Genomic DNA, 19900 nt, shown 5'->3' on the forward strand with positions numbered 1-19900 from the left:
GCGAAGCCCAATTCACTTCGCCACCAACAAACATGAATGTGAATTTTGGGTCTTTGACTGATGGAACTTCAATTAATTTGAATTTGTTCTTTTTCATTTTGAAAGAATTGTGTTGAATTACTTTTTTGAATTAGTGAATTTACAGTAATCCAGCGCAGCATGATTTTCGGTAGCGGTAAGCAAAGCTCCGCACATGGGCATCAGCAATAACTTTCATATAAAAGCTGAGCTTCTTTGGAGTAAGAATTAGATGAATTTTGTTATAATAAGTAAACATTAGATAGGAGTGGAGGAGGAGATAGAATGTCCAATACAGGATTAGTACTTGAAGGTGGCGGCAGTCGTGGTGTCTTTACGGCAGGTGTTCTAAAAGAGTTAATGGAGCGTAACATGTATTTTCCTTATGTGATTGGTGTCTCGGCAGGGGCTTGTAATGGTTCCTCATATATTTCTAAACAAAAAGATAGGAATCGTTCGGTACATATGGATTTCCTTGATAATCCTGAATACTTATCATTTAGAAACTATGTAAAAAAACGAGAACTTTTTGGTATGGATTTTTTATTTGATAAGCTACCTAATGAGCTAATGCCCTATGATTTTGATACGTATAGAAAAGCAGAAGAAAATTTAGTAATCGGAACAACCGATTGTATGACAGGCGAAGCGATTTATTACGATCGTGTGGAAAGGCCGAGTGATTTATATACGGTGCTTAGGGCTTCTAGTTCATTACCATTTGTCGCACCAGTCGTCCCTTATCAACAGCGGATTTTGATGGATGGAGGGATTGCCGATCCGATTCCTATTAAGAAGTCGATAGAAGACGGGCATACAAAAAATATCGTGATTCTTACGCAAAATCGGGATTACGTGAAGAAGCCACAATCGCATGGATGGCTGTTAAGGCGTAAATATCGCCAATATCCAGGACTTATTCGAGCGGTGGAGCAAAGGCACCGGATTTATAATGAAACGTTACAATTTATACGAGATGAAGAAAAAAAGGGCCATCTATTTGTGATTAGTCCAAGCGAAAAGTTGGATGTTGGGCGTGTGGAGAGAAGCAAAGCAAAACTAGAAGCCCTGTATGAAAAAGGCCAAGCAGAGATGCAAAAGCAGATGGAAGCATTAGAAGAGTTTGTGCAATCGAATTAAATGATGGATGACCATTACAGAGCCGTACAAGTTCCAGAACTTGCACGGCTCATCTTTACAAGTTCAAAAGAATCGTGATAAGTGTTCCTGTTGCTGTAGCGATTGCCATAATAAACTGTGCAGGCAATTCGATATGTGTTTCGCGTTTACGACCTTTACCATCCTCCTTGTTAATATAAAATTTCATCGTTTATTCCTCCTTTCACATTAGAATCAACGGTGTCTTATTTGTAGTATTGCCAAACATAAGGTTGTCCTATGAAAAGTTTTGGCTCAAATATATCGACATAAATCTACACAAATGTTTAAAAAAGAGTGACAAGGGTGCTTCCTTATTGGTGGACTGTGCTTGGGCAACAAGCGGATATCCGGATTTAAGCAAGCTGTAACATGATGTGAAAACAAAGATGTGCAAAAAGATCGATTCATTTTGCACATCTTTTTTCTAGGAAATGAACATTATTTTTTGTAAGTAGAGTAGAATTGAGAGAGGAGTCGATTACGTAGGTATTATAGGAGGGATTTAGATTGGAAATGGGTCGAGTTACAGCAGTTAGTAAAAATGCTGAGCATTCTTTTAGCAAGCATATTCAAGAAGGTATTCAATTATTAAAAGGACTTGGTGTCAAAGGCGATGCTCATTGTGGTGAAACAGTCAAACATCGTTCGCGAATTGCCAAAAATCCTAATCAACCGAATTTACGACAAGTTCACCTTATTCATGAAGAGTTATTTCATGAGCTTAACAATCGTTTTCATATCAATCCAGGTGAACTAGGCGAGAATATCACAACAAAAGGAATCGAGTTATTAATGTTACCAGTGGATACGGTTTTGGAAATCGGTGAAAACGCAAAAGTACAGTTAACGGGTTTAAGGAATCCATGTAAACAAATTGATCATTATCAAGATGGACTAATGGAAGCCGTGTTAGATAAAGATGAATCTGGACATGTGATAAGAAAAGCTGGAGTGATGGGTATTGTTTTAGAAGGAGGCATGGTAAGTCCGGGTGATTCTATCAAAGTGGTTTTACCAGATGAACCTCATCTCAAATTAGATAAAATATAAAACAGCGAAAAGTGCTTCTTGTTTGCAAGCATTTTTCGCTGTTTGTTTACATTTCGGTTATTTGGAGCTGTGGTTGGAGTCTTGCTTCATTCATTAAATACTCCTCGCATTTCTTTGAGTCCACTATTTTGGTAGGGTCATAAAATTGGACATGCCACTTCTTTTTCTTGAGTTGCTTTATAATTCGTTTTTCTTTATCTTTCGTCGTCACCTCAATAAAAGCGATCCGATAAGGGACTAAAGCCATGTTAACCTGAACTCCACCAATATAAATTCGTGGAGATGGATAATAAAGTTGTGAATATAGCTTTTCGTACAATGTTTTCTCAGATTCGGTCCGACATTCTTTAAAGCGGTCCTTCACCAAGATGAGAGAAGCTCTATTTGCCGATCTCCTTTTAATGAATGGAAACTTCTTTATAAAATAAAATCTCCGTCTAGTTCTTTTTACGCTCATGACATCACCCAACCATAGTTTGTCCAATTCATGCCATTTTACTCATCATAGTTATGTAAAATGATCAAAAAATTGCAACGGAATGTGTAGGTATGTTGTGTGATGTTTTTTAGGAGAATGATAGCAAGGTGGAAAAAGTGACGCGAGCATTAAAGTAGGATGAGGGCAACGAAATGGTAGAGGAAAGAAGTTATGTATTCGTCAAAGGAGGATGAGGACAACAAAAAGGAGAGAGAAGGAAGTAAGTTGTCTTCATACAGTGTAATGATATACATTAGGGCTTAAACCATGAAAATGAAAGTTTTGATGAGTCAAATCTTTCTCTCATCACCATGTAAACGCATTCAAGTGTTACCGGTTATCTAAATTATCAAATTATTTTAATAAAAGTGGTTGACCATCAACAAGAATCAGCGTATCATTAATTTCAATAATAAAAAATGCAATCGGAAAAGACGATTGTCCTCTCAACAAGGATATTTTCTCGCTAATCTAAACAGAATTTTCTAAATAGTGAGTTTTAATCGTTGGTGAAATTCTAATTATTTCAATATAGAGAATGAGATAATTTTGAATTGAATAATATGAGAAAATGCAACAGATTGGGAGAGATAGTAATGAGAAGTAATATGATTAAAAAAGGTATTGACCGTGCTCCGCATCGAAGTTTACTTCGTGCAGCTGGGGTAGCTGAAGAAGATATGGATAAACCCTTTATCGGGGTTTGTAACTCTTATATCGACATTATTCCAGGACATATGCATTTAAATAAGTTTGCTGAAGTAGCTAAGGAAGCGATCCGAGAGGCTGGAGGTATTCCTTTTGAATTTAATACGATTGGTGTCGATGATGGTATCGCAATGGGTCATATTGGTATGCGCTATTCATTACCAAGTCGTGAAATTATTTGTGATGCTGCTGAAACAGTCATTAATGCTCACTGGTTTGATGGAGTTTTTTATATTCCGAACTGTGACAAGATTACACCGGGTATGCTCATGGCGGCTGTTCGAACGAATGTACCGGCCGTATTTGTTTCAGGTGGACCGATGGAAGCAGGTAAAACGAAAGATGGTAAGAGTCTGTCCTTAGTATCAGTCTTCGAGGGCGTAGGAGCTTTCTCGTCTGGAAAAATGACAAGAGAAGAGTTGCTTGAGATTGAACAGAGTGCCTGTCCTACTTGTGGATCCTGTTCAGGAATGTTTACGGCGAATTCAATGAACTCATTAATGGAAATGCTCGGTTTAGCTTTACCAGGTAATGGAACGATTGTTGCTACATCCAACGAGCGCCATAAATTAATTAAAGATGCCGCTAAACATTTAATGAATTTAATAGAGAAAGATATTCGACCTCGTGATATCGTCACTCAAGAAACAATCGATGATGCTTTTGCTTTAGATATGGCTATGGGAGGTTCGACCAATACAGTTCTCCACACTTTAGCGATAGCTCATGAAGCTGAAGTTGAATATGATTTAAATAGAATTAATGAAGTAGCTGAAAGAGTTCCATACCTTTCTAAAATTAGTCCGGCTTCAGATTATTCAATGGATGATGTCGAAAAAGCTGGTGGAGTAAGTGCTATTATTAAGGAGCTTTGCAGTATTGATGGAGCTGTACATCCTGAGCGAATTACAATTACAGGAAAAAGTTTATATGAAAATGTGAAACACGCAGAAATTACGAACGACGATGTTATTCGACGCAAGGATAATCCATACAGCCCTGTTGGTGGGTTATCAATTTTATATGGTAATCTTGCGCCAGATGGTGCTGTTATTAAAGTAGGTGCCGTTGACCCTTCTATTAAAGTTTTTGAAGGGGAGGCTATCGTTTATAATTCTCAAGAAGAAGCTCAAGAAGGTATTGATAATGGCGAAGTACGAGAAGGGCATGTAGTAGTTATCCGCTATGAAGGTCCTAAAGGTGGTCCTGGAATGCCAGAGATGCTTGCCCCAACTTCTAAAATTGCAGGAAAGGGCCTAAGCACAAAGGTAGCACTCATTACTGACGGACGTTTCTCAGGTGCTTCAAGAGGAATTTCGATTGGCCATATCTCACCTGAAGCAGCAGAAGGTGGACCTATTGCCTTTATCGAAAATGGTGATAGGATTCGAATAGATTTACCTAATCGAACGATTGAATGGCTAGTTACAACTGAAGAACATGCTAATCGTAAAGAGGGTTTTGTTGAACCAGAGCCAAAGGTCAAAAAAGGTTATTTAGCAAGGTATGCTAAATTAGTAACTTCTGCGAATACTGGTGGGGTTATGAAAATATAAATAGGAAACAAACGTTGAAGAGGTAAAGTAATTCTATGTCTGGACTTCTACAGAGAGCCGTGATTGCTGGAAAGCGGTGTTGTCACATAGAATGAAAGTCCCCTCTGAGTGTTGGTCTGAACGTAAACATTTATGTGTCTACTAGGATTGACCGGGTGTTCAAAGCACTCGTTACTAAAATGAGGTGAGCTATTTGCTCATCCCTGAGGTCAAGGAAACTTGATGAAAAAGGGTGGTACCGTGGAAAGTAAATCTTTTCACCCCTTCGTTACGTTGCGATTGCAATGTTCGTTGGAGTGGAAGGATTTTTTTTATCGAAAAAATCATGTACGAAAATCTAACAAAAATCACAACTTCATTCAATTTGGTTTTGAGGATGCTCATTTTTTTCCGTAGCCCCGCTACTTTTTGAAAGATAGCTACGCACGAGCTTTGCAAAAAGATTCAGCGCACCGCACAAACAGCCACAACCAACAAAAAAGAGAGAGTAATAACACATCAGGATAGCTTCTAATATCCAAGTGTTTTTGGACCGTTAGCCAAGCTCGCTTGGCTACTTCACGCTCGCGTGAAGTTTTGAAAATCGAAACCGCCATTCAGATGAATTCATTCATCTGATAAGGCGATTTCGATTTTCAAAAACGGACCAAAAACAAAGACCGAAAGGTCAACATACATGAGCATAAGCACTAACTTTCATATAAAGCAAAAATGATTAACTAAATAGATAGATTAAAAAGAGGAGGAAAATGAATGAAAACACAAGTGAAAAAAGAGGAGCAGCAAGAAAAAGTAGAAACAAATAAGATGTCAGGGTCTAGCATGCTCATTAAAGCTCTTGCACTTGAAGGAGTGGATATCATTTTTGGTTACCCTGGCGGTGCGATTCTACCAACATACGATGAGATTTACAAAACAGGAATCAGACATATTTTAGCAAGGCATGAGCAAGGGGCTGTTCACGCAGCAGAGGGTTATGCAAGAGTTTCTGGTAAGCCGGGTGTCTGTATTGTGACTTCTGGACCTGGTGCAACCAATGTGGTGACAGGAATTGCCGATGCGATGATGGATTCACTACCGTTAGTTGTGATTACTGGGCAAGTAGGTACGTCTGTTATCGGTACAGATGCCTTCCAAGAAGCAGATGTTATCGGAATTACGATGCCTATTACAAAACATAACTTCCAAGTTAGAAGTGTGGAGGAATTACCTGAAATTATCAAAAAAGCCTTTCACATTGCGAAGACAGGTCGTCCAGGACCAGTATTAATCGATTTGCCCAAGGATATTTCATTAACGGAAGGTGAATTCCGTTATGACAAACCGATTGAATTACCGGGTTATCAACCAACGGTTATCCCAAATAAATTACAAATTAAAAAAGTCGTAGAAGCTGTTACTGAAGCAAAAAAACCATTAATTTTAGCGGGTGCTGGCGTTCTTCATGCCCAAGCTGCAAATGATTTATTAACGTATGTAGAGCAACAACAAATTCCAGTTACTAATACACTTTTAGGCTTAGGTTCGTTTCCGGGAGAGCATGATTTATTTCTTGGAATGGCAGGTATGCACGGAACCTATACCGCCAATATATCCATTTATGAAACAGATCTCTTAATTAATATTGGTGCTAGGTTTGATGACCGTTTGACAGGTAACCTTGCCCACTTTGCTCCACATGCCAAAGTGGTTCATATTGATATTGACCCTGCCGAAATAGGTAAAAATGTTCATGTTGATATTCCGGTAGTTGGAGATGCCAAGCAAGCTCTCCAATTATTAATTGATGCGAATGGCGAGAAGAGTAAAAGTGCGATTTGGCGCTCTGATTTAGAACAGCTAAAAGAGGATTACCCACTTTGGTATAAAGAAGATGGCGAAGTGATAAAGCCGCAAAAGTTGATTCAGTTGATTCATGAGGTGACAGAGGGAGAAGCGGTAGTAACAACGGATGTTGGTCAGCATCAAATGTGGTCGGCACAATATTATAAATTTAATCAACCTAATCGTTGGGTAACCTCTGGAGGATTAGGAACGATGGGTTTTGGTTTCCCAGCAGCTATTGGGGCCCAATTTGCGGAACCGAACTTGCCAGTTGTAGCGGTTATTGGCGATGCTGGATTTCAAATGACTGCCCAAGAGCTGTCAATTTTACAGGAACTAAATCTTCCGGTAAAAATTATTATCGTCAACAATGCCGAACTGGGCATGGTTAGACAATGGCAACAACTTTTCCATGGGGAGCGATATTCCAATTCATTATTCCCTATTCAGCCCGATTTTGTGAAGCTGGCAGATGCTTATGATATTAAAGCGATGAAAGTAGAAAAGCTTTCTGAACTGAAAGCGGCATTAAAGGAGATGATGGATTATCCTGGTCCAGTTTTAGCAGATATTCGAGTGGCTCAAAGAGAAAATGTATACCCGATGATTTCACCAGGAAAAGGTATTCATCAAATGGAAGGAGTAAAGCCATGAAACGGACAATTACCGCACTAGTCAATAATAGCTCAGGCGTTCTCAATCGTATTACAGGCTTATTTGCAAGAAGGCATTACAATATTGAAAGTATTACAGTCGGCGTTACAGAAAATCCAACCGTATCGAGAATGACCTTTGTTGTTCAGGTTGATAGCATGGATAATATTGAACAAGTAACCAAACAACTGAATAAGCAAGTCGATGTTTTGAAAGTAAAAGATATTACAGATGAGGCTATTATTGCTAGAGAGCTAGCTTTAATTAAAATCCTCGTTTCACCACAGCAACGAGCTGAAGTGGCTGCTTTAGTTAATCCATTTAGGGCATCAATCCTAGATGTTGGTCGCGAATCAATGACGGTTCAAATTACCGGTGATTATCAGAAAGTTGAGACATTTATAGATTTACTAAGACCATATGGCATTCGAGATTTAGCAAGAACAGGTATAACCGCCTTTAACCGAGGAAGTAAAAAGCTACAAAATGAAGCCAACCGGTTAACACTCATCTATTAAATACAAAAAGTCTCTAATTCTTTACTGGTGGCTTTTCATTCACATTGTTCTTTTTCTTATTCTTTTTAATATTTGTTCTAAGTATGTCTAAACTCCATCACCATCAGGAGTCGCATGACCAAAAAGAGAGCAGTGAGCTGTTAAGGTCGTCTATCGCGCAAGATGGATGACCAGCTAACTTCAAGGCACGAACTATCACCCTTAAGTACACTTTCATATAAAACCCACATGGCGAAGCTGATTCACTTCGCCACCAACAAAGATGAAAGTAGTGTTTGGCTCTTTGACAGTTGGCACTTCATTCAATTAGTTTTTTTTCATTTTCATTTTAAATGAATGGTGTTTGATGGTTTTGTGAACTTGAGAATTATCAGTAACCCAGCGGACGAAAATATGCCCGCGGGAAGTAGTGACAGAGCTGAGATCCGCTGGCTGCGCCGATTAGCTTAGTGCCACCCCGCAGGATGCGTAGCATAATTTTCGGTAGCGACGAGTAACGCTCTATGTTCGCACTAACTTCCATATAAAACAATCGCGGTTAATTTCACAATGACCTTAAATGAACAAGGTCACGTGGATTTTTCTATAAATTCAATAAAAAGATTCCAAAGGAGAGATAAATAATGGCAAAAGTATATTACAATGGGGATATCAACGAATCAGTATTACAAAGTAAAAAAGTAGCGGTAATCGGATACGGTTCACAAGGACATGCACATGCACAAAATATGCGAGAAAGCGGCGTAGATGTCATCGTCGGTTTACGACCAGGGAAGTCTTGGGATAAAGCAGTAGAAGATGGTTTTAAAGTCGTAAGTGTGAGTGAAGCTGCTGAGCAAGCGGAATTAATCATGATTTTACTACCAGATGAATTACAACCAGTTGTCTATAAAAAAGAAATCGAACCGGCCTTAACAGCAGGGAAAGCACTAGCCTTTGCACACGGCTTTAATGTTCATTTTAATCAAATTGTGCCACCTTCTGATGTGGATGTTTTCTTAGCGGCACCAAAAGGCCCTGGTCATTTAGTGCGTAGAGTATTTGAAGAGGGAGCAGGTGTCCCTGGCCTAATCGCTGTTTATCAAGATGCTTCTGGTCAAGCAAAAGAAATGGCATTAGCGTATGCAAAAGTAATTGGTTCTGCGAGAGCAGGTGTATTGGAAACGACATTCCAAGAAGAAACCGAAACCGATTTATTTGGAGAGCAAGCCGTACTTTGTGGAGGAACTTCGGCACTTGTTAAAGCCGGATTTGAAACATTAGTAGAAGCTGGTTACCAGCCAGAAGTCGCTTATTTTGAATGCTTACATGAATTAAAACTAATTGTTGACCTGATGTATGAGGGTGGACTTGAGACGATGCGTTATTCTATTTCTGATACGGCACAGTGGGGCGATTATGTAGCTGGACCACAAATCGTGACAGATGAAACAAAGAAAGCAATGAAAAAGGTTTTGTCTGATATTCAAACAGGCAAATTTGCTAAAGGCTGGATTTTAGAAAACCAAGCAAATCGTCCTGAATTCACAGCCATTACGAAATCAGAAAGTCAGCATCCTATTGAAGTTGTTGGACGTGAGTTACGAGAAATGATGCCTTTTGTTAAAAATAAAACAAAAAGTCCAGTCAATAGCTAAGTAAAAAATGAAGTATAAAGGAGGCGTCTTGGAGTTGATTTATTGGAGCTGTTTTCTCCAAATCTCTTAGGCGCTTTTTTTACTTTTTATTAATGGGAGGGTTTTGATATGAATAAAAGGATTGCGGTTTTAGCAGGGGATGGCATTGGACCGGAAGTAGTACGAGCAGGTTTACGAGTGCTTGATGAAATCGCTCAAAAATATGGGCATCAATTTGAGACGAAGCAAGCGTTAATCGGAGGGTGTGCCATTGATGCAACGGGTTTGCCACTACCTCAAGAAACGGTAGATATTTGTAAACAGAGCGATGCCATACTTTTAGGCGCCGTTGGGGGACCTAAATGGGACACTTTACCAGGAGAAAAGCGACCTGAAAAAGGGTTATTAGACATACGCAAAGAGTTGCAGCTATTTGCGAATTTACGACCGGTTTCCGTTTTTTCAAGTTTATCCGATGCGTCGACATTAAAAAAAGAAATTGTAAAAGATGTTGATTTGATGATCGTTCGCGAGTTAACAGGAGGTATTTATTTTGGTGAACCGAGAGAGCGGAAGGAAGTTGATGGTGAGGAAGTGGCCATTGATACCCTTAAATACACTCGAAGTGAGATAGAACGAATTATTCGTAAAGGATTTGAGCTTGCGAAAGTGAGAAATAAAAAGGTAACTTCAGTTGACAAAGCGAATGTATTAGAATCAAGCCGTCTTTGGAGAGAAGTAGCAGAGGACGTAGCGAAGGATTATCCAGAAATAGAGCTCGAGCATATGCTTGTTGATAATGCAGCCATGCAATTAATTCGCTCACCAAAGTCATTGGATGTCGTGGTAACAGAAAATATGTTTGGAGATATTCTGAGTGATGAAGCTTCTATGTTAACGGGATCTCTTGGAATGCTCCCGTCTGCGAGTCTTTCTGCAATTGGACCGAGTCTTTATGAGCCGATTCATGGTTCGGCACCCGATATAGCAGGTAAAGGTATTGCTAATCCATTGGCAACGATTGCATCAGTAGCCATGATGTTGAAATATGAATTTAGTCTTGAAAAAGAAGCAGAAGCGATAGAAAAGGCCATTGATGCAGTCTTAGATGCAGGTCATCGAACAGTCGATTTAGCACAGGGTGAAGCTGCACGATCGACCGACGAAATGACGGAACTTGTTATTCAGCAAATAAAGGCCGAGGCATTTGTTTAAACACAATAGACAAATGGGGTATGGAGGACAAATATGGTAGGAAAAACAATTATCGAGAAAATATGGGAAAAGCACGAAGTGGTAGCTGAAAAAGGCAAACCTAGCCTTCTGTATATTGATTTGCATATGGTGCATGAAGTAACATCACCACAAGCGTTTGAAGGACTAAGGTTAGCTGGACGAAAAGTAAGAAGACCAGAGTTAACTTTTGCGACAATGGATCACAATGTTCCAACGGTAAATCGATACGATATTTCTGATATCATTGCTCGTACGCAAATGGAGACATTACAAAAAAACTGTGAAGAGTTTGAAATTGAAATTGCTGATTTAGATAGTCCTGATAACGGAATTGTTCACGTTATTGGTCCTGAATTAGGATTGACACAACCTGGAAAAACGATTGTATGTGGGGATAGTCATACGTCTACACATGGAGCATTTGGAGCATTGGCTTTTGGAATAGGTACTAGTGAGGTGGAGCATGTGTTAGCTTCACAAACGCTTTGGCAGTCCAAACCTAAAACATTAGAAGTTCGAATTAATGGGCAGCTCCAAGCTGGTATTACGGCTAAAGATGTTGTATTAGCGATCATTTCAAAATTTGGAGTCGATGTAGGAACGGGTTCCATTATTGAATTTACTGGAGAAGCTATTCGGGGTATGACCATGGAAGAGAGAATGACGATTTGTAACATGTCGATTGAAGCTGGTGCGAAGGCGGGCTTAATTAGTCCCGATCAAGTTACCTTCGATTATTTACGCGACCGAGCTTTTGTGGCAAAGGGAGAAGGCTTTGAAGAAAAAATGAAGCAATGGCAGGAGCTCGCAACAGATAAGGATGCAAAATATGATCGTACAGTTGAGATTGAAGCGGCTGAAATTGAACCGATGGTGACATGGGGGACAAATCCATCACAGGGTGTTGGTATAAGTCAATTAGTTCCAGCTCCAGAGGATGGCAGAGATCAGGTTGAAAAACGATCGATCCAACAAGCTTTAGAGTATATGGACTTAACACCACATACACAGATAAATGAAATTAAGATCCAACATGTTTTTATCGGCTCCTGTACGAACTCGAGATTAAGTGATATTCGAGCTGCTGCCAATGTAGTTAAAGGGCATAAGGTGGCAGACGGTGTGAGGGCGCTTGTCGTTCCAGGCTCACAAAGTATTAAGAAAAGAGCTGAAAAGGAAGGCTTGGATATTTTATTTAAAGAAGCTGGTTTTGAATGGAGAGATTCTGGCTGTAGTATGTGTTTAAGTATGAACCCTGATGTTGTACCAGAAGGGGAGCGATGTGCGTCTACATCGAACCGTAACTTTGAAGGGAGACAAGGGAAAGGGGCAAGGACACACTTAGTAAGCCCAGAGATGGCGGCAGCGGCGGCGATAGCGGGCCACTTTATCGATGTACGTCAATTAAAGAGCAAAAAGCAAACAAATGGATAAGGAGGAGAAGCATGGAACCATTAGTTAAACATCAAGGGAAAATCGCAACGTTAAACCGAGTAAACGTAGATACCGATCAAATTATTCCAAAACAGTTTTTAAAGCGTGTTGAGCGCACGGGGTTCGGGCAATTTTTGTTTTTTGATTGGCGCTTCGAAAATGATGGAACGCCCAATCCAAAATTTGAGTTAAATCAACCACATATGCAAGGTGCTTCAATTCTTGTAGCGGCTCATAACTTTGGTTGCGGGTCTTCTCGTGAACATGCTCCGTGGGCATTACATGATTATGGCTTTAAAGTAATTATCGCACCAAGTTTCGCTGATATTTTTTATAATAATTGTGTGAAAAATGGCATGCTGCCTATTCGTTTAAATGGAGACCAAACGAATGAATTATTAGAACGAGGCGAAAAACATGAATTTGAATTAAACGTAGATTTACAAAATCAAACAATTTCTGGAGCCGATTTCCAAGCTTCATTTGATATCGATCCTTATTGGAAAGAAATGCTTTTAAATGGATGGGATGAGATCGGTTTAACGTTGCGTTATGAGCAACAAATTAATAAGTTTGAGGAATCTCATTTAGCTTAGTTTGATTAGCTATTGCCCTTTGTCTATCTGGTTTGTCTTTAATAGAGATAAAGGGCTTAGCTTCTTAAATCTTGGTCAAGTGGTGGATTGTTTCATTAAATTTGTAATCGTTATCGTAACAGTAAAAATAAAATCATTTGTTTTTAAAGTCGGTACTTGTTAAACTATAAAAATCAAATGACGATTTGATGAACATTTTATAATGAAGCTATTGCGTTGGAGATACGTAGAAGGAAGTGCGTATGTGTAAATCAAACATAGTAGCTTTTTTATTCATCATTGAATCAACAATGGAGCGAGCCGATGGACGAAAATCAAGAGAAGAAAAAAACCAATATTATACCTTATCCTAACCTCGTCAAGCGCTTGATCGAAAAGGCGATGGATGCATTAAAGGATAAAAGGTCAAAGGAAGCATATGAGCTCTTCCAAGAAGCTGCCCAATATGAGCCGGATCATCCACAAGTTCGATTTGGTGAGGTTCTTTGTTTAGTGGAGCTTGGTCGGTTAGAGGAAGCTGTCGAGCAGACAACCTCCCTATTAAAAGAAGGAATTGGGGACTATTACGATAATCTACAAGTGCATATCTCTTTACTTGTGCAATTAGGGAGATACGAAGAGGTAGTAGAGCTACTAGATGTTGTTTTAGCAGAAAATCGCTTACCGAAAGAGCATGCTGAATCATTGTATCAACTTCTTCACTTTAGTAGACAGATGATAAATGATGATGCTTTGACGTTTACAGGCAGAGATGTAACAGATTTAGTCGATGACAAAACCTTGCTGATGCTGAAATCTGAGCATGTGCGCATTCAATGGCAAGCAATACATGTATTAAAGGAAATCGATGACCCGGGTGTCATCAATGCTTTTGTCGAGTATGTTGAAAATGACAGTCACGATTTATTGTTACGATCAATTGTATTAGAATCCTTACATAAGTTAGGTGTCTCAAAGCAAGTCCTTATCAAAAAATTAGGTATGGAAATGCCTATCGTTCCCAAAGACCTGACACCGGTATTTGATCAAGCCTATGCGAATGAAATACTTACATACATAAGTGATTTTCTTGAACAGGATAATCCAAACCTATTGGAAATGACGACACAACTCTGTTGGTCCCATATTTATGCCATTTATCCGTTCAGACCTGAGCCATTTGACCCGAAACTTTGGGCAACGGTTTTTTATATAGCTGTTTCAAATCGAATGGGAATGGAAATAAGTGAAGAATGGGTAGCCGTAATGACCGGATTAGAGCTAGAAGACTTGGACGAATTCGTACACATCGTCGAAGAAGTCGAGCACCTTACTTTTCAAAGTATAGATTCATTTGAAAATAGCTAACATGCATGAAAATTACATGGGTGATGCTCATTTTCAAGGGATTTGACCTTTCGTATTTGTGTTTGGTCCGTTTTTGAAAGCTCTTCTTGGCTAACGGTCCAAAAACACTTGGATTTTAGATACTAATCCTGATGGGTTACTACTCTCTCTTTTTTTGTTGTTGGCTGTTTGTGCGGTGCTACGGCAAAATGTGAGAATTCTTAAAACCGTTAGTGAATGTAAAGACCACCAACAAAGATGAAAGTGGTGTTGGTTCTTTCACTGGTGGAACTTATTCAATTAGCTTTTAATCTTTTTACTTGGTGACTTTTGTTACTTTTCATTCATTTATTTTTGTATGAGAAGTGTACAAACCAAGAAGCCTGCACCAACCTTAGCGGAGGGAATGGGGGCCGACTCCTGCAGGAGGAAAGGGCAGGCTGAGATCCACTTGCGTAAGCAAGTTAGCTTAGCGCCCGCCTGCGGAAAGCGTGCCCCCATTCCCGTAGCGATGTCCGAAGGGTCAAACTATCGCCTATGGTACACTTTCATACAAAAGGGTAATTTCTAGCAATCCATGCTAGTTCTAGTAAATTGATTTGAAAAGAATAGGCTTTATGTTATAATGATGTGGTTGTCAACGTTGAAAAGAATAAGTAAATGTTCGGAAACGAAGATGTATATAGTTGGAGGGAATTTGTAATGACTGCAAAATGGGAAAAGCAAGAAGGAAACCAAGGCGTATTAACTTTTGAAGTAGATGCAAAAGAATTTGCTCAAGCTTTAGATGTAGCCTTCAAAAAAGTCGTTAAGAAAATCAATGAGCCAGGATTCCGTAAAGGAAAAATGCCTCGTCCATTATTTGAAAAAAAATATGGCGTAGAATCTTTATATCAAGATGCATTAGATGTTGTATTACCAACAGCGTATCCTAAAGCAATTGATGAAGCTGGAATTGAACCAGTAGCACAACCTTCTATTGATGTAGAAACGATTGGTAAAGATACGGGCGTTGTTTTCAAAGCGACTGTTATCGTAAAACCAGAAGTAACTTTAGGCGACTACAAAGGCCTTGAAGTAGAAGAACAAGATACGGCTGTAGCTGACGAAGACGTAGAGCAAGAGCTTAAAAAGCTTCAAGAAAGCAAAGCTGATTTAGTTGTTATTGAAGATGGAACAGTTGAAAATGGTGATACAGCTATTCTTGATTTCGAAGGTTTCGTAGATGGCGAAGCATTTGATGGTGGAAAAGCAGAGAACCATTCTTTAGAAATTGGTTCGGGTCAATTCATCCCAGGATTTGAAGAACAATTAGTTGGTCTTAAATCGGGTGAAGAGAAGGATGTTGAAGTAACATTCCCGCAAGAGTACCATTCTGAAGATTTAGCAGGAAAAGCAGCAACATTTAAAGTGAAACTTCACGATATCAAACGTAAAGAATTACCTGAATTAGATGATGAGTTTGCTAAAGATGCTAATGAAAAAGTTGAAACTCTTGATGAGCTTAAAAAGGAATTAAGAGAGAAGCTTGAGCATGATAAAAAGCATCAAGCTGAGCATGTAGTACGTGATACAGTTGTAGAAAAAGCAGCTGAGAATGCTACAATCGATGTTCCAGAAGAAATGGTTAGCACAGAAGTTGACCGTATGGTTCAAGAATTCGAGCAACGCTTACAAGCGCAAGGTCTTAACCTTGAAATGTATGCACAATTCTCAGGACAAGATGAGTCAGCACTACGTGAGCAGTTCCAAGTAGATGCAGGTAAACGTGTACGTGTTAACTTAACATTAGAAGCGATTGCCAATGCTGAGAACATTGAAGTCAGTGATGAAGATGTTCAAAAAGAATACGAAAAAATGGCTGAAATGTACCAACGTGATGTTCAAGAAATTAAAGCAATTCTTACAGCACAAGGTGGAGATGAAGCTATTAAAGGTGACTTGAAAATCCAAAAAGCAGTTGAGTTATTAGTTGGGGAAAGTAAAACTGTAGCTTCAGCTGAGTAATGGTTGAAAATGAGTGATACTGAAGTATGCTCATCATAGTAAAACAAGGTGCGGGCATTGTTCGTACCTTGTTTTTAATCCTACATATTTTGGTGTTTGAATAAATGGATGATGATTTCTCTATTAGAAAATGTATGAGTAAGGCCAGATTTGAACAAGCTGAAAACATACCATTTCATGCCTAAAGTGTATGAAGAAGGCGAGAATTGGAGTTGCATGGGGCCCGTAAACTATATTCAGTTAAACACCGAAGATGATTACAAAAAATAGAGGAATTTCCTCATCGGATCTTGAATGTATTATAAATCCACACATACATATAAATTAAGATAACAGCCAGTGGTGGATGTACATAAGTGTGTTTTGTTTTTCTTTTTATAGTTCTGTGTTACAATAGCTGAAAATCTCGACAAATCTAGAAAATCTAGAAATGCTGTGCAATTTTCAACCGTGTTATACAGCCTAAAAGAAGAAAAAAATGGTTTGAAATGGTACAATATTTCTGAGGGGTGATCGAATGTTTAAATTTAATGATGAAAAGGGACAGTTAAAATGTTCTTTTTGTGGAAAAACACAAGACCAAGTTCGTAAGCTCGTTGCTGGACCTGGTGTGTATATATGTGATGAATGTATTGAATTATGTACAGAGATCGTGGAAGAAGAATTAGGAACAGAGGAAGAAGTTGAGTTTCAAGAAATTCCGAAGCCATCTGAAATCCGTTCTATTCTAGATGATTATGTCATCGGTCAAGATCGTGCCAAAAAATCGTTATCCGTAGCGGTTTATAATCATTATAAACGAATCAATGCACTTAATCGATCTGAAGAGGTTGAGTTGTCTAAGAGTAATATTTGTATGATTGGGCCAACAGGTAGTGGTAAAACATTATTAGCTCAAACATTAGCACGTATCCTGAATGTACCTTTTGCTATCGCTGATGCTACATCATTAACAGAAGCAGGCTATGTAGGTGAAGATGTAGAGAATATTTTATTAAAACTTATCCAAGCTGCGGATTATGATGTTGAAAAAGCAGAAAAAGGTATCATTTACATTGATGAAATTGATAAGGTAGCTCGTAAGTCAGAAAACCCATCGATTACACGTGATGTTTCGGGCGAAGGTGTTCAACAAGCTTTACTAAAAATTCTTGAAGGTACGACAGCAAGTGTTCCTCCTCAAGGTGGAAGAAAGCACCCACACCAAGAATTCATTCAAATTGATACAACGAATGTCTTGTTCATTTGTGGCGGAGCCTTTGATGGGATTGAGCAAATCATTAAGCGTCGCTTAGGTAAAAAGGTCATTGGTTTTGGTTCTGAAACTTTACAAGAAGACTTAAAGCCGGGTGAATACTTAGGTAAAGTGCTTCCAGAAGATTTATTACGTTTTGGATTAATTCCTGAGTTCATTGGACGTTTGCCGATAATCTCAAGCTTAGAGCCATTAGATGTTCATGCTTTAGTTGAGATCTTAACGAAACCAAAAAATGCTCTAGTGAAGCAATACCAAAAATTATTAGAGCTTGATGAAGTAGAATTAGAATTTACAGAGGATGCTTTAAAGGCTATTTCTAATAAAGCGATTGAAAGAAAAACAGGAGCACGTGGATTACGTTCCATTATTGAAGGTATTATGTTAGATGTGATGTTTGATCTACCTTCACGAGATGATGTCGTAACATGTATCATACATGATAAGTGTGTGACCGATAACGTGGCCCCGATCTTAAAAACAAAAGATGGTTCAGAAATTACATTATCAAAAACTGAACCAAAGGAAAGTGCTTAATCATTCCTTTAAATATTCTTTTCAAAACCACGGTAGCTTCTGGCTTCACCGTGGTTTTGCTTTATTATTTCTAGAAGCCCTGTCTTAATTTTCCTGTAGTTACAGCGTTTTCTTCATAAGTTGATCGGTTAGTGACTTCGGTTGCGGTCATACTATAAAAAACGATTAAGGATGTAGGAGGAAGCGACATGAATTGGACAGGGATTGCTTTGTTAATTCAATTGTTTTTTGGTATCGTCATTGGATTGTATTTCTTTAATTTGTTAAAAAGTCAACGTAGTACGAGAGTATCAATAGATAAGGAATCAAAGAAAGAGATGGAGCAATTACGTAAGTTGCGCTCGATTTCACTTAGCGAACCATTAGCAGAGAAGGTTCGTCCGTCGAGTTTTGCCGACATTGTCGGTCAAGAAGAAGGGATTCGAACATTACGAGCGGCACTTTGTGGCCCTAACCCACAGCATGTGCTCATTTATGGACCGCCAGGAGTAGGTAAAACGGCAGCGGCTCGAATTGTCTTAGAGGAAGCTAAACGAAATTGTGAATCTCCATTTCGTCAAAATGCGGTGTTTGTAGAACTTGATGGAGCGACGGCTCGTTTTGATGAAAGAGGCATTGCTGATCCGTTAATCGGTTCGGTTCATGATCCGATTTATCAAGGGGCTGGTTCAATGGGACAAGCTGGAATTCCACAACCGAAGCATGGAGCTGTTACAAAGGCTCATGGTGGTGTTTTATTTATTGATGAGATTGGTGAATTACACTCGATTCAATTAAATAAATTATTAAAAGTATTAGAAGACCGTAAAGTATTTTTAGAAAGTGCTTATTATAACGTGGACAATCAATCGATACCACGCCATATCCATGATATTTTCCAAAATGGTTTGCCTGCGGATTTTCGTTTAGTTGGAGCGACCACAAGAAGACCGGAGGAAATACCTCCGGCAATTCGTTCAAGATGTTTAGAGGTTTATTTTCATGCGTTAAAACCGAGTGAAATCGTTCAAATTGCAGAAAAAGCGGTGCGTAAAATCAATTACACGGCAGAAGCAGGTGTGCTTGAAAAAATCGCCAAATATGCAACGAATGGACGTGAGGTTGTTAATATTGTTCAAATAGCAGGTGGAGTAGCCTTGTCCTGTGGCAGAAAAGAATTAACAATGGACGATATTGAATGGGTCTTACATGCAAGTCAACTAAGCCCAAGACCTGAAAAGCTCATTCATCATGAATCAGCAGTAGGGATCGTAAATGGATTAGCTGTATTTGGTCCAAACATGGGGGCTGTACTTGAGCTAGAGGTTAATGTTATCCCGAATGTGGGTAAAGGACAAATCAATATTACCGGTATCGCGGAGGAAGAACAAACGGGTGACCAAATGCGCTCGATTCGGAGGAAAAGTATGGCAAAAGGTTCTGTGGAAAATGTCGTAACCGTTTTACGTCGTATGGGCATACCAACTTCTGATTACGATATTCATGTGAACTTTCCAGGAGGAGCACCAGTGGATGGACCTTCTGCTGGGATCGCTATTGCAACTGGTATATATTCAGCTATTGAGGGAGTAAAAGTCAAACATACTGTCGCGATGACTGGTGAACTTGGCATACATGGAACAGTTAAGCCAATTGGAGGAGTCGTGGCCAAGGTCGAGGCAGCCAAACTTGCCGGAGCAAAAACGGTTATTATCCCGGAAGAAAATATGCAAGCTTTATTAAAACAAATTGAGGGTGTTGACATTATTGCCGTCAAACATCTGGATCAAGTTTTAGATTTAGCTTTAGAACAAAAAGAAGAGGAAGAAGAGATAATACCAGCTCTAAATCCATTAGAGAGTGCTTCCACGCTTATTTAGATTAGACAAAGGGTAATGGTTAAGATAAAATTGAGAATATTAGAGCCTAGGGGAAAAGCTGAAAACT

At 39.1% G+C, this 19900-nt stretch carries 15 protein-coding genes and 1 other annotated feature; of the genes, 13 read left to right on the plus strand and 2 right to left on the minus strand.

What is annotated here, in order from left to right; all coding sequences use genetic code 11:
• The first annotated feature begins 303 nt into the window (after window positions 1-303).
• On the plus strand, window positions 304-1158 hold the full coding sequence (locus PQ479_RS10625; RefSeq protein WP_047990310.1) for a patatin-like phospholipase family protein: 855 nt from the start codon (window positions 304-306) through the stop codon (window positions 1156-1158).
• Window positions 1159-1213: 55 nt separating this feature from the next.
• On the opposite strand, the gene PQ479_RS10630 is transcribed toward PQ479_RS10625, so the two are convergent.
• Window positions 1214-1345: a hypothetical protein gene (locus tag PQ479_RS10630; RefSeq protein ID WP_273716974.1), complete on the minus strand. Its 132-nt coding sequence runs from the start codon at window positions 1343-1345 to the stop codon at window positions 1214-1216.
• A 347-nt stretch (window positions 1346-1692) separates the two neighbouring features.
• On the opposite strand from PQ479_RS10630, the gene PQ479_RS10635 reads away from it, so the two are divergent.
• On the plus strand, window positions 1693-2229 hold the full coding sequence (locus PQ479_RS10635) for an MOSC domain-containing protein (RefSeq protein ID WP_047990505.1): 537 nt from the start codon (window positions 1693-1695) through the stop codon (window positions 2227-2229).
• Window positions 2230-2275: 46 nt separating this feature from the next.
• Here PQ479_RS10635 and PQ479_RS10640 read toward each other — a convergent pair whose 3' ends face one another.
• Window positions 2276-2476 (minus strand): hypothetical protein, encoded by a 201-nt coding sequence (locus PQ479_RS10640; protein WP_273716975.1) that lies wholly within the window; start codon window positions 2474-2476, stop codon window positions 2276-2278.
• Between the two features lie 827 nt (window positions 2477-3303).
• On the opposite strand from PQ479_RS10640, the gene ilvD reads away from it, so the two are divergent.
• The 11 genes from ilvD (at window position 3304) to lonB (ending at window position 19833) form a co-directional block, all read left to right on the plus strand.
• Window positions 3304-4971 carry a dihydroxy-acid dehydratase gene (gene ilvD, locus PQ479_RS10645; protein WP_047990312.1) on the plus strand — a complete coding sequence of 556 codons (1668 nt, stop codon included), beginning with the start codon at window positions 3304-3306 and terminating at the stop codon, window positions 4969-4971.
• A gap of 5 nt (window positions 4972-4976) precedes the next feature.
• Window positions 4977-5239, plus strand: a binding site (T-box leader).
• A gap of 485 nt (window positions 5240-5724) precedes the next feature.
• The gene (gene ilvB / locus PQ479_RS10650) at window positions 5725-7449 is read left to right on the plus strand and encodes an acetolactate synthase large subunit (RefSeq protein ID WP_047990313.1); all 1725 of its coding nucleotides are present in this window, start codon (window positions 5725-5727) and stop codon (window positions 7447-7449) included.
• Window positions 7446-7967: an acetolactate synthase small subunit gene (gene ilvN / locus PQ479_RS10655; protein WP_047990314.1), complete on the plus strand. Its 522-nt coding sequence runs from the start codon at window positions 7446-7448 to the stop codon at window positions 7965-7967. Before ilvB ends, ilvN begins: the two co-directional genes overlap by 4 nt.
• A gap of 623 nt (window positions 7968-8590) precedes the next feature.
• Window positions 8591-9604 (plus strand): ketol-acid reductoisomerase, encoded by a 1014-nt coding sequence (gene ilvC, locus PQ479_RS10660; protein ID WP_047990315.1) that lies wholly within the window; start codon window positions 8591-8593, stop codon window positions 9602-9604.
• Window positions 9605-9712: 108 nt separating this feature from the next.
• Complete coding sequence (gene leuB, locus PQ479_RS10665) at window positions 9713-10798, plus strand: 3-isopropylmalate dehydrogenase (RefSeq protein WP_047990316.1); 1086 nt, start codon at window positions 9713-9715, stop codon at window positions 10796-10798.
• 33 nt (window positions 10799-10831) lie between these two features.
• Window positions 10832-12253 carry a 3-isopropylmalate dehydratase large subunit gene (leuC, locus tag PQ479_RS10670; protein WP_047990317.1) on the plus strand — a complete coding sequence of 474 codons (1422 nt, stop codon included), beginning with the start codon at window positions 10832-10834 and terminating at the stop codon, window positions 12251-12253.
• A gap of 11 nt (window positions 12254-12264) precedes the next feature.
• Entirely contained in the window at window positions 12265-12849 is a 585-nt protein-coding gene (leuD, locus tag PQ479_RS10675) for a 3-isopropylmalate dehydratase small subunit (RefSeq protein WP_047990318.1), read from the plus strand.
• A 303-nt stretch (window positions 12850-13152) separates the two neighbouring features.
• A complete protein-coding gene (locus PQ479_RS10680) occupies window positions 13153-14196 on the plus strand; it encodes a tetratricopeptide repeat protein (RefSeq protein ID WP_047990319.1) in 1044 nt (347 codons plus the stop codon).
• 681 nt (window positions 14197-14877) lie between these two features.
• Entirely contained in the window at window positions 14878-16182 is a 1305-nt protein-coding gene (gene tig, locus PQ479_RS10685) for a trigger factor (RefSeq protein WP_047990320.1), read from the plus strand.
• A gap of 517 nt (window positions 16183-16699) precedes the next feature.
• The gene (gene clpX / locus PQ479_RS10690) at window positions 16700-17974 is read left to right on the plus strand and encodes an ATP-dependent protease ATP-binding subunit ClpX (protein WP_047990321.1); all 1275 of its coding nucleotides are present in this window, start codon (window positions 16700-16702) and stop codon (window positions 17972-17974) included.
• A gap of 188 nt (window positions 17975-18162) precedes the next feature.
• Window positions 18163-19833, plus strand: a complete 1671-nt coding sequence (gene lonB, locus PQ479_RS10695; RefSeq protein ID WP_047990322.1) for an ATP-dependent protease LonB — start codon at window positions 18163-18165, stop codon at window positions 19831-19833.
• The last annotated feature ends 67 nt before the right edge of the window (window positions 19834-19900 follow it).

The organism is Alkalihalobacillus pseudalcaliphilus, assembly GCF_028610675.1.
Classification (GTDB): domain Bacteria; phylum Bacillota; class Bacilli; order Bacillales; family Bacillaceae_D; genus Alkalihalobacillus; species Alkalihalobacillus pseudalcaliphilus.

Excerpts from the sequence above, each read along its gene's own strand:
- PQ479_RS10635 (WP_047990505.1), top strand. The coding sequence starts at position 1,693 with ATGGGTCGAGTTACAGCAGTTAGTAAAAATGCTGAGCATTCTTTTAGC.
- ilvN (WP_047990314.1), top strand. The coding sequence starts at position 7,446 with ATGAAACGGACAATTACCGCACTAGTCAATAATAGCTCAGGCGTTCTC.
- tig (WP_047990320.1), top strand. The coding sequence starts at position 14,878 with ATGACTGCAAAATGGGAAAAGCAAGAAGGAAACCAAGGCGTATTAACT.
- ilvD (WP_047990312.1), top strand. The coding sequence starts at position 3,304 with ATGAGAAGTAATATGATTAAAAAAGGTATTGACCGTGCTCCGCATCGA.
- PQ479_RS10680 (WP_047990319.1), top strand. The coding sequence starts at position 13,153 with ATGGACGAAAATCAAGAGAAGAAAAAAACCAATATTATACCTTATCCT.
- lonB (WP_047990322.1), top strand. The coding sequence starts at position 18,163 with ATGAATTGGACAGGGATTGCTTTGTTAATTCAATTGTTTTTTGGTATC.
- PQ479_RS10630 (WP_273716974.1), bottom strand. The coding sequence starts at position 1,345 with ATGAAATTTTATATTAACAAGGAGGATGGTAAAGGTCGTAAACGCGAA.
- ilvB (WP_047990313.1), top strand. The coding sequence starts at position 5,725 with ATGAAAACACAAGTGAAAAAAGAGGAGCAGCAAGAAAAAGTAGAAACA.
- PQ479_RS10625 (WP_047990310.1), top strand. The coding sequence starts at position 304 with ATGTCCAATACAGGATTAGTACTTGAAGGTGGCGGCAGTCGTGGTGTC.
- clpX (WP_047990321.1), top strand. The coding sequence starts at position 16,700 with ATGTTTAAATTTAATGATGAAAAGGGACAGTTAAAATGTTCTTTTTGT.
- leuD (WP_047990318.1), top strand. The coding sequence starts at position 12,265 with ATGGAACCATTAGTTAAACATCAAGGGAAAATCGCAACGTTAAACCGA.
- ilvC (WP_047990315.1), top strand. The coding sequence starts at position 8,591 with ATGGCAAAAGTATATTACAATGGGGATATCAACGAATCAGTATTACAA.
- leuB (WP_047990316.1), top strand. The coding sequence starts at position 9,713 with ATGAATAAAAGGATTGCGGTTTTAGCAGGGGATGGCATTGGACCGGAA.
- leuC (WP_047990317.1), top strand. The coding sequence starts at position 10,832 with ATGGTAGGAAAAACAATTATCGAGAAAATATGGGAAAAGCACGAAGTG.
- PQ479_RS10640 (WP_273716975.1), bottom strand. The coding sequence starts at position 2,476 with ATGGCTTTAGTCCCTTATCGGATCGCTTTTATTGAGGTGACGACGAAA.